The sequence below is a fragment of the Sulfitobacter sp. genome, from assembly GCF_036961165.1.
Lineage (GTDB): Bacteria > Pseudomonadota > Alphaproteobacteria > Rhodobacterales > Rhodobacteraceae > Sulfitobacter.
Genome location: NZ_JBALVJ010000027.1, coordinates 33019 through 47582, shown reverse-complemented (window position 1 = coordinate 47582; position 14564 = coordinate 33019). Strand labels below are relative to the sequence as shown.

Here is a 14564-nt window from a genome sequence, read left to right as displayed (position 1 = left end):
ATGCATCTTAGCCAAGCCGCAAAACTGTCCTAAAAAGCAGGACCACTTCAGACTGAGCTTGGGTTGGCGAAGCATGCACCTTTGTTTGTCGAAGCTGAAATCGACTTTTCTACACTCGCCGATATTGAAGAAGACGATCTGAAGGAACTTGAACTTCCGCTTGGTCCTCGCAAAAAGATATGGGGAGCGATCAAGCGACTGGGCGAAGTACCCGAAACAGCCACAAAGCCTCCAGTTGAAAGTCCTGTTGCCGCAACGCCTCCGGAAGTAATCTCACCACAATCGGACGCTGAGCGCCGCCACCTGACAGTCATGTTCGTCGACCTTGTAGGTTCGACCGAGATGGCGACGCAGATGGACGCTGAAGATATGCGCGATGTCATCACTAGCTACCAGAACACTGTCGCTGGCATTGTCAGCCGCTTTGAGGGCTTTGTTGCCAAGTTCATGGGCGACGGGGTGCTGTGCTATTTCGGCTGGCCCCGCGCCAACGAGGATGACGCTGAGCGCGCGGTCCGCGCGGGCCTGTCGATTATCGATGCCGTCAAGAAAACCAAAGCGCCCAACGGATCGCTTCTGTCCACCCGCGTCGGCATTGCCACCGGTGTCGTTATCGTCGGCGATCTGATCGGCAGCGGTGCTACGCAAGAGGCTGCGGTCGTGGGCGAAACACCGAACCTTGCCGCGCGTCTGCAGGGTGTTGCGGGCCTGAACCAACTGGTTGTGGCTAAGGAAACGCAACGTCTTTTGGGCACGATCTTCGATCTTTTTCCCCTCGGGGGGCAAGACCTGAAAGGCATTAGCGGCCTCGTCGACGCCTATCTGGTGGAGGGTGATGCTTCTGTCCAAAGCCGGTTCGCCGCCCGCCAGTCTGGCGCGATGACGCCCATTGTCGGGCGTGAGCGTGAGATCGAGTTGATGACCGAACGCTGGGCGCTGGCCCGTTCGGGTCAAGGTCAGATGGTCATTGTCAGTGGTGAGGCGGGCATCGGTAAGTCGCGCATCGCGCAGGCGGTCATCGAGGAAGTCGCCAAAGACCCTCACACTCGGATGACCTACCAATGTTCACCCTATCACGCTGACAGTGCTTTCTATCCAGTTACGCAGCAAGTGTCTTTCGCGGCGGGGTTCGCGCCAGCAGACAGTCCCGAAGTACGGTTGGATAAACTGGAAACGCTGCTTGGCCATAATCAGGACACGCTGCGGCTGGTCGCCCCTCTACTTGGGCTTGATGGCGAGGCTCGCTGTGGCGCGCTGGACCTGACACCGGCCCAGCAGCGTGCAAAGACAATGCAGGCGCTGGCTGGGCTGCTGGTTCAGCAGGCTCAGGACAAACCGGTTCTGCTGGTCTACGAAGACCTGCACTGGGTCGACCCGACATCGCAGGAGCTGCTGGACATCCTGCTGGATCAGATCACCGATCAGCCAGTCATGATCCTCGCCACGGCCCGCCCGACATTCGAGTACGGCTTTGGAGGGCATCCCATCGTCACAAGGTTTGCACTGAACCGACTGGGCAAGGATCAGATTGGCGCCATCGTGTCCAAGCTGACCGATGGCAAGGCGCTGCCGGACGAGATCATGGAGATCATCGCGCAGCGCACCGACGGTGTTCCGCTGTTTGTCGAAGAGCTGACCAAGACCATCCTCGAATCCGGTGCGCTGAAAGACGATGGCGAGCGATACGTGCTGAACGGGCCACTCAGCACCATCGCCATCCCCACCACGTTGCATGACAGCCTGATGGCGCGTCTAGACCGTTTGAACCCGATTAAAGAAGTGGCGCAGACCGCCTCTTGTATTGGGCGGGAGTTCAGCCACGGGCTGCTGTCGCAAATCTCACCCTTGCCAGACGCAGAATTGTCCAAGGCCATGGAAGGCCTGATTGCAGCCGAACTGATCTATCGGCGCGGCCTGCCACCCGAGGCGACGTATCTGTTCAAGCACGCGCTGGTGCGCGACGCCGCCTATGAAAGCCTGCTGAAAGAGAGGCGCAGGGCGATCCACACGCGCATTCTGGGTGCGCTGGAAACCGAGGCCGACGTTGCCCCAGAGGTTCTCGCCGTCCATGCCGAGGCTGCCAACCTGACCGATCGCGCAATCGATCTGTGGGAAACCGCCAGCAAGGCCGCCATTGCGCGACCGGCGTTCGACGAGGCGATCTCGCATCTTGGCCGGGCGATTGCATTGATCACCCCCCAACTGGAAAACAGCGATAACGACGCTGGACTTTATGGGCCGTTTGAACGCGCGCTTGCTCTGCAGGTGCCTCTCAGCATAGCCCTTCTCACCCGCAAGGGTTACAGTGTCGACGAAACACTTGAGTCCTTCGAAAAGGCGTTGGTTCTTGCGAACAAAGTTGGCGAGACCCCGATGCGGTATACAATCCTGTACGGATTGTGGATTGGCGCAGAAACTAGGGGGCAGTACGCGGATGCGTTGCGTACTGCGGAAGCATTTGTTGAGGAGACGGCCAATTCGCCGAATACCGCGCCAATGGTGGTCGCCAACCGGGCTGCAGGCCATTCGCACTTCTTTATGGGACATTTTTTAGAAGCGCAACGCTATCTGGATGTCGCCCTGGCTAACTATGATCCCATCGGACATGCGGGCCTCGCCAAACAGTTCGGGCTGGATGTTGGCGTCACGGTCCATAGTTTCCAGGCGTTCAACTTGTTAATGCTGGGCCAGACAAAGCGCGCCGCGACCCACATGGAAGAGGCCGAAAGCCTCGCGATGTCGACCGGTCATATCCAGACGATCTGCACTACAATGTTTCAGCGTGCTACCTTTTATTCCTTGGTGTCTGGCGACCGTTCAAACCTTGAGCGCTGTAAGAACAAAATGGGGCCGATTGCTCAGGAACATAGCCTGACGATCTGGATGACTTTAACATCGGTCTTCGCCGAATTTCTAGCGGCGCATAAGGGCGACAAAACCAGCATAGCGAGATACCTCAAGCTCGAAGCGGCCATAAGTGCCGCCAAACACAAAATGGGTCTTCCGCAATGGCGCGGTGACATTGCCCGGTCAGCCCTGGCGATGGGCCTTCGCGAAGAGGCGGTCGAACTGGCCATGATGGCGCAAGAGATGATCGATGAAACAGGCGAGGCGTACACCCTGTCCGACCTCCACCGGGTGCAAGCGGCCATAGCCATGGCGGGCGGCGACACAGAGACCATGGAACACTACCTCGTTACGGCCCTCGACGTTGCCCGGCAGCAGGGAGCCAAACTGTGGGAACTGCGCGCGGCCATCGATCTAGCGGGCCTTTGGCGAGATCAGGGAAAGACCACTGAGGCGATCTCTCTCCTCCAACCCGTCCATGACAGTATCGCAGAGGGGGATTGCCCTGAAGATCGGGCGACGGCGCGGGAGTTGCTTGTGGAATTGGCTGGTTGAAGAAGCTTTCGAGAAATTGTTGTCGCACCTCGTTTGAAGTGGTGATGGACAGGTAAAGCACCAATCGAACGGCGGCTTTGACAAATTCGAGCCGTTGTCTCGCGCTCGCAGCGAAAGTCCGCATTCCGCCCAATTCGACTTTTATTCGCCTCCGGCTCTGCTGCCTATTATGATGCCGTTTACGCACCGCGAAATCAAAACGCAGGGGTTTGCCATGTAAAAGCCCAGCGGTTCGGGGATGGAAAGTTTGCCGGATGCACGGTGCGCGAGGTGGACACAAGATAGGTCGCGACCACCCACAATATCAGCACGGGGCGCGTAGCCGTGATATGGTAGATTTACGATGGCTTGTCACCGCTTTAGCCCAAGAGGCCAGCAACTACATAGGCGACGTAAACGCAGTAAAGGATTATTAGCCATGGCCCTTAACAACGCAGGCCGCGAAGTTATGCGATTCTAGCCCTAAGCATCTCCGGCCCTGACTTTCTTTTGATAAGGCCGGACGCTTACCATTGCTTACCATTGAGCCTGATTAAGCCCTAGAAAATCAGTGGTTTTTCGAGCTGACTGGTCTGCGAACAAAGACCCCATATTTCCTGCCAACTTCGCATACCTCTGTTCGCGTTATTTTGTAAAAGCAAATGACCGGTTCTGTAAATCATCAGCAAGACTACTAAGATTGGTGTGTCCGTCGATTGAAATAACCAGATAAAAATCGAGCTTACGCTTGGTTTTACGTTGCTCATCATCACAAAAGGCCGATCCAAAGAAGCTCCCATTTTCGGCTAAATCACCGATTATAGACAATACGTCACTCTCGTTGAACTCTCCCGCGTTGGTCGGCGGGACTAGATCACCTACAAGGTTTTTGGAAGGTTGCATGGTGAATTTAATTACAAAGGAAGTAAGCGTTTGGTGAACCCGCACTGACGGTTTGGTTTTTGCTGAACTAAGTGTCCACCATCGTTAGTGGACACTTAGGGGCGCTCTATGAGTACGGGAAAGAAGCGGTTTTGGTCGGATGACGAGAAGCGCGAGATTTGCGGTCAAACGCAGGTTGAGGGTGCGTCGGTCGCACAAGTGGCGCGGCGTTATGCGGTGAATGCCAACCTCATCCATAAGTGGCTTCGTGATCCTCGCTTTTCTGGGGATAGTGAGCGGGAGGCTGATCTTCCGACGGTCGACGGTTTTTTGCGCGTTGAGATTGAAGATGCCAAGGTGGTCTCTGACACGACCGCTCCTGTTGTCCTGACGGACGTGGCTCCAACACTGATTTGCGCCACCCGCGTTGACCTTACCCTTTCTGATGGCCGACGGGTTTTGATCGAGGGGCCAACTGCATTGTGCGCTGTGGTCAGCTTGGTTGAGGGATTGACCGTATGATCCCTGTGCCAAGCAACACGCGGGTTTGGCTTGCGGCTGGCGTGACGGATATGCGGCGCGGGTTTAATACGCTGGCCTCGCAGGCGTCATCGGTTCTGGCAGAAGACCCGTATTCTGGCCATCTGTTTGTGTTTCGTTGCCGTCGTGGTGACCTTCTGAAGATCATCTGGTGGGACAGCCAAGGCGCGTGTCTGTTCAGTAAACGGCTGGAGAAAGGCCGCTTCGTCTGGCCTGCTGCTAAGGACGGCAAGATCAACGTCACACCTGCACAGTTGTCGATGTTGTTGGAGGGGATCGACTGGCGCATGCCGCAGAAGACATGGCGACCATTGAAGGTTGGATAAGCTCATAATTGTTGGGCTTTTTGCTCTTATGGGATTCACTACATTTAGCACATCGGGTATATGAACTTATGTCCAGTACGCCTGATATTATTCCCTCTGAACCCGCCGAGTTGCGCGCGTTTACCGTTGGATTGCTGGCGGAACTGAAGAACCGCGACATGATGATCGAGAAGCTGCGTCATCAGGTTGCGGGCCAAAACGCCCACCGCTTTGGATCAAAAGCCGAAGGTATCGATCAGCTGCAATTGCGCCTTGAGGATGAAGAAGTGGCCGATGCCGCCGCTGCACCTGTCGCGCCGCCAAAGCAAGCTGACAAAGACACGAAGACCAAACCCAAGCGCAAACCACTGCCAAAACATCTGCCGCGTGTGGAACAACTTCTGTCGGTTGGCGACGCCTGCACGGGCTGTGGCGGCGGATTGCGTGAACTGGGCCGTGATACCACGGAAGAACTGGAATATGTGCCTGGACGGTTTGTCGTGAACCAAATTATCCGCCCCCGCATGGCTTGCAAAGACTGCGAATGCATCAGCCAAGCGCCAATGCCGTCGCGCCCGATTGAGAAGGGTATTCCCGGCCCGGGGTTCTTGGCGCATGTACTGGTCAGCAAATACGCAGATCACTTACTTCTGTACCGCCAAGCGCAGAACTTCGCCCGCGAGGGTTTGGATATGGATCGTTCCACACTAGCCGGATGGATTGGTAAGTCGACCGCGTTGCTGGAACCGCTGGCCGAGGCCATCAAGCGTTACTTCCTGTCCGGTCAGGCCATCTTCGCGGATGACACGCCCGTTAAGATGCTGGCGTCTGGCAACGGCAAGACAAAGACAGCCCGTTTCTGGGCCTATGACAGAGATGAACGCCCATGGGGCAGCGATGCACCACCTGCGGCATGGTATCAGTTCACGCCAGACCGCAAAGGCATACGCCCCAGCGAACATCTCAAGGATTATCAGGGTTGGATGCATGCAGATGGCTATGCCGGGTTCGAAGAGCTGTACCGTTCGGGCAAAATCAAAGAAGTGGCCTGCATGGCGCATGTCAGGCGCAAGTTCGTAGATGTGTTCAAATCCCAAGGGTCGCATGTCGCGGAACAGGCCATCCGGCGCATCGCCCAGCTTTATGCTGTCGAGAAAGAAGCGCGTGGGTTGTCACCAGAACAACGCGTGGAATTACGGCCGGCAAAAGCAAAACCCATTCTCGATGATCTGGAAAGCTGGTTGCAAAGCGAGCTACCTAAGCTGTCAGGCAAGACCCCCTTGGCCAACGCCATTCGCTATGCACTCACCCGCATGAAGCGCCTGCGCGGATATTTGGATCACGGGGTCCTTGAACTCGACAACAACACAGCCGAACGGTCCATGCGCGGCATCGCCATCGGTCGCAAAAATTACATGTTCGTCGGATCCGAACGGGGCGGCAAATCCGCAGCCATCATCTATACACTGATTGAGACCGCCAAACTGAACAGCGTCGATCCGCAAGCATGGCTCACCGACACCCTCAACCGGATAGCCGACCACAAAATCAACAGGATTGATGAGCTGCTTCCATGGAATTATACGGGGTGAATGGACGCTTACTTCCTACGGTGCGGCGATGAAGGTAATCGGCAATGTGGACAAACACGAAACCAGCCGCTGGCTTAATAACAGGGCGGAGAATTCACACCAACCATTTAGACGAAGAGAGCGGGCCATGCTTCGATTTAGACGGTTGCGAACTTTACAGAAATTCGCCGCCGTCCACGCCTCAGTCCACAACCATTTCAACGCGGAGCGCCACCTCTACAGTCGATCAAACTTCAAGCTGAACCGTGCCGCAGCTCTTACTGAGTAGCACGGTCTTTGTGCAGCCTTACAGATTGAGGTTGCTGAAGAACTGAGACTGGTTCGCATTCGTCTGACAGCACTCCCGGCCAGCATTGAGCCAGCCGAGGGTTACTCGCACCACGCACATATCGGCACTAAGCGCGGATAGCGGGCATGCGCTGCAGAATGCTCCAATGGCAGCTATGTGGACAGAGGGCGGTGTCAGAGGAAACTCGGTTGTGAAGGGCAGGGTGGCGATCTAGCTTCTGCTCATGATCAAACGCTCTCTCTGATACTCCTCCACTGATAGCTCTGATGGTCATTCTACAGGCTTCCTTAGGGTGTCTGGCGGATCACAGAGGAAACATATGACGCCTCCCAGTGCACTCTCTATGTGTCCCTGCTTCGGTATGGACGGGGCAGATCGCTCTGCCCCGTGTTTGTTTAAGTGCCTCGTCTTAGTAAAGTGCTACGGGATTGATCATCGCCTGTACCGTGCCGACGATGCGGGGCTGGCCCAACACAAACATGAACTCGTTTACGCCTTCGCGGACCAGTGGGCCCACATTCATTGTCTCCAAAATGTAGATGCCGTTTTCTTTGAGCAGTGTGACGTGGCCATAGAAAACTTTATCACCATCTGGCGCCGGAATGGGCTCTAACCCCCATGTATCAGCGCCAACGGCCATCGGGTTCAACGATGCGAGATAGACGGCGCCTTCGTTGTTCAGGCCTGGCTCGGAAGAGCCCCATGCGGTTGGATCACTTTCCAGCATTCCTTCGGTCCAGCCGGTGTGGAACAAGATGATGTCACCCTCGCCCATCGTGACCCCTTGCGCTTCGGCGGCAGCTTTGATCTCTGCCTCACCGAAATGCGCACCTGCTGGCATGACGTCCACACCTGAGTGTGCGGCCATATCGAGGATCACAGCACGCCCGACCAGTGGTGGAACGGCGTGGGTGCCCAGCTTTGTCAGACCCGTAATAGCGCTGATTTCTTTTTCATCAAGGCAGTTATAGTAGTGACCGCCCTCACCCAAATGGCCCAACCCGTCGAGTTGCGAGCCGATGCCGATCCATGTTTGCAGCAGGTCGTCGTTATAGTTTGCTTCATAGCCGAAACCGGAAAGCTTTTGCCCGCCCTGCTGGTTTGGTTGAACAACTTGCAAGCTCAAAGAGCGCGGTGGGAAGGCGGGTGTGTTTGGCCCAATTGCGATGCCAAGGGGCATGGATTTGCCCTGCTTGATCAGCTTGGCCGCTTCCATTGTCCGCTCTGGCGTCACCAGATTGGCAGAGCCGAGGGTATCCTCCGCACCCCACCTGCTGGTTGAGGTGCAATCCGCAAAAGCGGCTCCAGCCCCATAGGATACCACTAGCGCAGCTCCCAATAACATTCTTACTTTCATCGTTTTCTCCTCCCAGAAAAATACTTAGAGGTCTACTTTAGTTCGCAACCTGTCTTTTACTAGCTTGAAAATAATTTGTCAGGGGCATCACCCCCGCCAAGTTTTGCAAAAGTCAATAAACCGATTTTCGATATTCGCGGCCCCCAGATCCTCACCCGCGATCTTTCGGAACGCATCGCAAACCATTTGTAAGCGCCGCTTTCCCAACTTCTGTGCCTGTGGGATATCTTCCGGTGTCATTTTCTTCGCAACACGGTCTCTATATTCTGGCGCTTCTTCATCATCAAGGGAAGCAGCTATGTTGAGCCACATATGCGCATAGAGATTGTCTTGAATGACGCCTTCGCCGGAAGCATACACCACACCCAGATTGCTTTGCGCGAGTGCGTACCCCTGCTCTGCTGCTTTGCGATACCATTTGACCGCTTCCGCATAATCCTGAATGACACCTTCGCCTTTGCGATACATCTGACCCAGATTGTATTGCGCGCTTGCCAAAGGAACTGGTGTCCTTGGCGTCAATCGGTTCCTTATCTGAAGGGAGGTAGAGACGTCCAGCGCGTTCGCACAACGCCCTTGGATAAAAATAGGCGATATCGTTCACCGCTAGTGTTCGTCACCTGACACAAGATTCCCGTTGGAAGTAGGGTACAGGACACAGGTCCTTATTTCCGAGAAAAACCGTCAGATGACAGCTCTGAGCCCACTTTACCGAATTTCTGCAATGTAGCGAACGTCTGCAATCACGGTGGAGGCAAAAACGTTCAACAATCACTTGAGTTTTGAACGGAGTTTGTGGCCGCTAAAAATATGACAGCTTGCGCACGTTCCAAAAACGAGCATTTTTGGTAGGAGAGTTTGTGGCAATAGGTTTACCCAGTCTATAGTTCGGTCAATTAGTAAGGTTTTTTACGCTCGACAAAACGGCGGTACCAAGCTTGATAAGGGCGCTCAATCCATATTGTGGCTGCGTAGCTGATGGCAACTACTGATGCGAGAAGTGAGAGCATCCAAACCTGAGAGCTGTATACATTTTGCCCTAACACTATTTCCACAATCTTGCCGACTATCATGAAATACAGCACGTGGAACAAGTATAGGATGTATGAGCTCTCTCCCCAAGTCTCCAACATTTTCATATTTGAAGCAGTGAAGCCAAGAGCTCCAAAAACTAACAACGCGGATGGAACTCCGGCTGCGATCTCACGTCCGAACGGTCCAATGTGAAAGCCGCCGCTCACTAAGTATATTGATACTCCTACTGCACCTAGTACAAGCACAGGCACCCTAAAACGGCGAATTGTTGCTTGAGATTCCAAGAACTTTATTGCGATCAGTGTACCAAAAAGAAACTCAAGCACAGCGGAATGAAACGGAATGGCAAGCCATGGGTTGCGTGGTGCGTTAAAGTGAAGGAAGATTTGTGAAATGAGCACCCAGACGATCATCACTATTATTAGGCGTTTTGCCCCTCCTGCGCTGAAGAATGTCAAGGCAAAAACGGCGTAAAACAGCAGCTCTAGCGAAAGGGTCCAGGCAATAATTATCACATGATCTGGAAAAGGTAACAGCAGGTAGGAGACCAAAAGGCTCTGCGCATCAGGTAATTTGCTTTGGTCACCAAGTACCAATGCCAAGGCCAATGCAGCTAAGACATAAAGGGTAAGAATAGACCAATAGGGTGGAAAAATTCGCCAAAAGCGTGCTGAAATGAACGCTCCTCGAGTCAAATTAGGACGACTACTTGCCACAAAGAAAATAATGAACCCACTTAAGACAAAGAAGATATCCACACCGATTTCGCCGCCAGCAAAAACCTGAAAAAGTCCTGGGTTTTTGCCTTCAGCAAGAGCTGCCTGTTGAAGATGGTATCCCGCGACCAAGGTCGCCGCTACACCCCTCAAGATTTGAATGCTGACAATTTTCGACAAGGCGTCAATACTCTTCCATAAAAATGCTGTGTGCACCCATTTGCTTTCTAAGGTCAGTCTTGTACCGACCTCTGGTATGGACTACTCTAAAAACGACCGTTTGTTGAACAGTCCACTGAAGCCGACATTGGCGCAGCCGCAGCTAAAGCTCAGTAAGTCCGCATAGCTGCCCCTCGGAGCGTCGTCCGAGCAACCGAGGCCACACCATAGGCAGACTGGGAACCTTTTGTCAGGTGGCGGACACTAGGTCGCTTGCCATAACTGTACCTTCAATTTTATCCGCTTCCTCCGGAGTCAAATCAACAACGAACCCTTGCGCCCACGCGGCACTGCAAAAGCTCCCTATTATCAGATAAAGGGCGAAAAAGGTTCTCATCAAGCACTCCACCGTTTGTCGTTTTCGTTTCTTACACCATTACATGGAATGCCACATCCACGTTTTTGGGTGTGTGGGTAGGCTAACTCAGGGACGAGTTTTTCTTGAAACCTCGGAACGCCCAGAGCAACCCGAAGCCGACGAGGAAGAGCGCGCTTATAGGAATGAACGCCAAAAGAGCTGCAGCTTTCAGATCCGACTTTGCTCGCTCTCGCTTCACGAAACTCTCCGTTTCGTACGTTTTACCCTCATCAAGCTTATTTGCAATGTTGCGTAGTCTCTGACTAGCAGACTCATTATTGTCTACTTTTGCTTTGTCGGCTGCTGTTAGCAACTCTTGTTTCGTAAATGCTCCGTCAATATCGCCAAGGGTTTCCCGAGCCTTAACTAATCAAAAATACGCTGCATGGGGTTCGGTTAGAAAGAATACGGCGGAAATCCAAATAGCCGACAGGACAAGCCAGAGCCTATATAATCCGCGCGACAGGTTCATCGGCACCACTTTCGAGAAGTTTCGCAGTTCTTGTGAAAATGCACTTAGAATTCAAAGAAGTCAAAGTTTGTTTTTCCCGCTCGATGAACCGGTGCGGTGTTCCGGCACATACCGGGTCGATCCGCTACAAGGTGGGGGATGAGGTTTTCTCTTATATAGCAAAACCAATAACCTAAGCAGTAAATGTGGCAGCCCGTAGGGGAGTCGAACCCCTCTTTTCAGGTTGAAAACCTGACGTCCTAACCGATAGACGAACGGGCCACACTTAGTGAGCGCTTCTCTAAGCAAACTACTTGAGGGGCGCAAGTCGAAAAATTCGTCTCATGGCGCTTTTTTTTCCGTTCACGCGCGGGCGGCATCCTCTAGCCTTAATTGAACGCTCTGGCGGCCTTGCCATGTGTTGATGTCGAGCTGCCCCGCAAGGTGGAAATGTGCACCTCCATGGGCCTCAAGCGCGGGTCCAAGCGCCGAATCGTACGCGCCAAAGCAGATTGCATCCAAACGCGGGCCATGACCGTCACCAAAGCTTACCTTGAGATGGCTTTCGCCCACACGGCGCGCTGAGAATATGCGCATATCCGAAAACACATACCGTGGGGCGGGGGAGCCGGCGCCAAAAGGCCCCGCCGATTCGACAGCTTCGGTCAGCTCAGCACTGGCTGCTCCGGGCATCAGCAGCCCGTCGAGCCGCAAATCGGAGAGTCCGCGCAAGTGTGCGCCCTGCTTTTCCAGCAGTGCCGAAAGCTGGGCCATCGCTTCTTCGACCTTGTCCTCGGCCACGGTAAGGCCTGCGGCCATCTTGTGGCCGCCTCCTTTTAGTAAAACACCCTGCATTGCCAGCTTTTGGATACAGGCCCCAAGGTCGACACCGCTGACTGAGCGGCCCGATCCCTTGCCGATACCCCCATCAAGTCCGATCACCACGGCAGGGCGGCCTGTGGCCTCCTTGAGACGTGAGGCGACTATGCCGACGACCCCAGGGTGCCAACCAGCGCCTGCGGCCCAGACAAGCGCGCCGTCGGTGCCACGTTCCTCTGCCTGCGCCAGTGCCGCGGCGCGCACGGCATTCTCAACCTCGCGCCGTTCGGTGTTGAGTAGGTCAAGCCGTTCAGAGAGGGCTGCTGCCTCATGCGGGTCTTCGGTGGCCAGCAGGCGGGCGCCAAGGTCGGCCTTGCCCACACGCCCGCCCGCATTGATGCGTGGCCCCAGCATAAAGCCAAGGTGATAGGCGGCGGGTGCCGTGTCCATGCGGGCCACATCGGACAGGGCGGAGATGCCGACCCGTTCTCTTCTAGCCATAACTTTGAGACCTTGACGTACAAAGGCCCGGTTCACACCAATCAGCGGGGCCACGTCGGCCACAGTCGCCAAAGCCACCAGATCAAGTAGAGAAATCAAATCGGGGCCTTTGACCTGCGCCTTGCGCAATTGCCGTCCGGCCTCCACCAGCATGAGGAAAACTACAGCAGCAGCACACAGATGCGCCAGCTCTCCGTCCTCATCCTGCCGATTGGGGTTCACCACGGCCAGACAGTCAGGCAGTGTTTCACCGCCCAAGTGGTGGTCGAGCACGATAACATCCGCGCCTTTGGCGGCTGCTATGGGTTCGTGGGACAGGGTGCCGCAATCCACACAGACAATCAGGTCATGATGCGCCGCAAGTTCGGCCATTGCCTCGTCATTGGGGCCATAGCCCTCATCAATGCGGTCTGGCACGTATAGGGTGGCTTCACGGCCCATTTGGCGCAGCCAGACCAGCAACAGCGCGGCAGAGCTGCCGCCATCCACATCGTAATCTGCAAATATCGCGATCCGCTGACGTGCTTTGACAGCGGACAGAAAACGTCCGGCGGCTTTTTCCATGTCGCGCAACGAGCGGGGGTCGGGTAAAAGGTCACGCAGGGCAGGGGTGAGGTACGCCTCGGCTTCCGATGCATCGACGCCGCGACGGGCCAATACCGCACAGACGGCCATTGGTAACCCCGTCTGCTGATGCAGCGCTTCAGAGGCGCGCACCGTCTCATCACTGGGACCGACCCAGCGCCGCTCTGTCAAAGAAGTCTCAACCCCCAGAAATGCTGCCGCTTGGTCCACTGGTCTATTCCTTTTGCTTGGGTCTCGGGATCAGACTTCCTCGATCCGTAGGGCCACCGGATTACCGGCAACCACAGATGTTGCACCGAAAGAAGCGAGGGCATGGTCAATGTCGCTACGGGTGGTCTTATGCGTTACGATCAGAACAGGTGCGCAATTGTTCATATGGCCATACTGGCGCATCCGGTCGATAGATACACCAGCCTCACCCAGAACGGCAGCGACCTTCGCCAAGGCGCCGGGTTTGTCTTTGAGTGCCATGCGCAGGTAGTAGGCGGCAGGGCGCTGGCTGAGCGCAGGCGTGGCTGCCTCAAGCGTCTTTGCGGGCTGGCCGAAAACCGCACCGCGATACCCGCGCGCGATATCGCAAATATCGGACAAAACGGCACTTGCGGTCGGGCCTGCACCTGCACCGGCACCGCGCAGCACGATCTGGCCGACAGCGTCGCCTTCCAGCACGATCATGTTGGTGCCGCCCTGCAGCTGCCCAAGGGGGGAGCTGTCGGGCACAAGGCACGGCTGCATCCGCTGCTCAAGCCCGCGTCCGGTGATCTGCGCCACGCCAAGCAGCTTGATCTTGTAACCCATATCAGCGGCGGCGCGGATGTCTTCGATCGAGACGCGCTCGATCCCTTCCAGCTCGATTCCCTCGAAATTGACCTGCGTGCCAAATGCAAGCGAGGACAGGATCGCAAGCTTGTGTGCCGCGTCGATGCCGCCCACGTCCAGCTGCGGATCGGCCTCCAGATAGCCAAGGCCATCAGCTTCGGCAAACACGTCGGCATAGGGCAGGCCCGCGCTCTCCATCCGTGTCAGGATATAGTTGCACGAGCCGTTCATCACGCCCATCACACGGGTGATCTCGTTACCGGCGAGGCCCTCTCCCAGTGCTTTGATCACCGGAATGCCACCTGCAACGGCGGCCTCATATTTGATGACACATCCCAGCGCTTCGGCTGTTTCCGCCAGTACCTGACCGTGCATGGCCAGCATCGCCTTGTTGGCGGTGACCACATCCTTGCCCAAGGCCAATGCCGCTTCGGTCGCGTCTTTTGCAGGGCCGTCTTCGCCGCCCATAAGTTCGACAAACACATCCACATCGTCACGCTTGGCAAGGGCGACGGGATCGTCCTCCCATGCATAAGAAGACAGGTTCACGCCACGGTCTTTGGATTTGCTGCGCGCCGATACGGCCGAAATCTCAACCGCACGGCCTGTTCGTGCTTCAATCAGGGCTGCCCGTTTACGCAAGATGCCGACAACGCCCGCACCGACCGTACCCAAACCTGCAATTCCGAGGCGAAGAGGTTGTGACATGGCGATG

The 14564-nt window shown here is 55.5% G+C and carries 10 protein-coding genes, 1 tRNA gene and 1 pseudogene; 5 read left to right on the top strand and 7 right to left on the bottom strand.

The window, feature by feature from the left end; genetic code table 11:
• Positions 1-63 precede the first annotated feature (63 nt).
• On the top strand, positions 64-3402 hold the full coding sequence (locus V7730_RS12670) for an ATP-binding protein (protein WP_335747958.1): 3339 nt from the start codon (positions 64-66) through the stop codon (positions 3400-3402).
• A gap of 624 nt (positions 3403-4026) precedes the next feature.
• Here V7730_RS12670 and V7730_RS12665 read toward each other — a convergent pair.
• A complete protein-coding gene (locus V7730_RS12665; protein ID WP_335747957.1) occupies positions 4027-4284 on the bottom strand; it encodes a hypothetical protein in 258 nt (85 codons plus the stop codon).
• Positions 4285-4392: 108 nt separating this feature from the next.
• Between V7730_RS12665 and V7730_RS12660 the strand changes: the two genes are divergently transcribed.
• The 4 genes and pseudogenes from V7730_RS12660 to V7730_RS12645 form a co-directional block, all read left to right on the top strand.
• Positions 4393-4785: a transposase gene (locus V7730_RS12660; protein ID WP_335747956.1), complete on the top strand. Its 393-nt coding sequence runs from the start codon at positions 4393-4395 to the stop codon at positions 4783-4785.
• Positions 4782-5129 (top strand): IS66 family insertion sequence element accessory protein TnpB, encoded by a 348-nt coding sequence (tnpB, locus tag V7730_RS12655; RefSeq protein WP_335747955.1) that lies wholly within the window; start codon positions 4782-4784, stop codon positions 5127-5129. The genes V7730_RS12660 and tnpB overlap by 4 nt, the downstream gene beginning before the upstream one ends.
• 68 nt (positions 5130-5197) lie before the next feature.
• On the top strand, positions 5198-6700 hold the full coding sequence (gene tnpC / locus V7730_RS12650; RefSeq protein ID WP_335747954.1) for an IS66 family transposase: 1503 nt from the start codon (positions 5198-5200) through the stop codon (positions 6698-6700).
• A 7-nt stretch (positions 6701-6707) separates the two neighbouring features.
• Positions 6708-6968 (top strand): annotated as a pseudogene (locus tag V7730_RS12645) (DDE-type integrase/transposase/recombinase); the annotation flags it as partial.
• A gap of 430 nt (positions 6969-7398) precedes the next feature.
• Here V7730_RS12645 and V7730_RS12640 read toward each other — a convergent pair.
• The 6 genes from V7730_RS12640 to V7730_RS12615 all read right to left on the bottom strand — a co-directional run bounded on the left by V7730_RS12640 (position 7399) and on the right by V7730_RS12615 (position 14557).
• The gene (locus V7730_RS12640; RefSeq protein WP_335747953.1) at positions 7399-8346 is read right to left on the bottom strand and encodes a cyclase family protein; all 948 of its coding nucleotides are present in this window, start codon (positions 8344-8346) and stop codon (positions 7399-7401) included.
• A gap of 87 nt (positions 8347-8433) precedes the next feature.
• The gene (locus tag V7730_RS12635) at positions 8434-8844 is read right to left on the bottom strand and encodes a tetratricopeptide repeat protein (RefSeq protein ID WP_335747952.1); all 411 of its coding nucleotides are present in this window, start codon (positions 8842-8844) and stop codon (positions 8434-8436) included.
• A 398-nt stretch (positions 8845-9242) separates the two neighbouring features.
• Positions 9243-10277 carry an acyltransferase family protein gene (locus V7730_RS12630; RefSeq protein ID WP_335747951.1) on the bottom strand — a complete coding sequence of 345 codons (1035 nt, stop codon included), beginning with the start codon at positions 10275-10277 and terminating at the stop codon, positions 9243-9245.
• Between the two features lie 1055 nt (positions 10278-11332).
• A tRNA-Glu gene (locus tag V7730_RS12625) sits at positions 11333-11407 on the bottom strand.
• An 81-nt stretch (positions 11408-11488) separates the two neighbouring features.
• Entirely contained in the window at positions 11489-13240 is a 1752-nt protein-coding gene (recJ, locus tag V7730_RS12620) for a single-stranded-DNA-specific exonuclease RecJ (protein ID WP_335747950.1), read from the bottom strand.
• Positions 13241-13270: 30 nt separating this feature from the next.
• Positions 13271-14557 (bottom strand): homoserine dehydrogenase, encoded by a 1287-nt coding sequence (locus V7730_RS12615; RefSeq protein WP_335747949.1) that lies wholly within the window; start codon positions 14555-14557, stop codon positions 13271-13273.
• Positions 14558-14564: the final 7 nt, after the last annotated feature.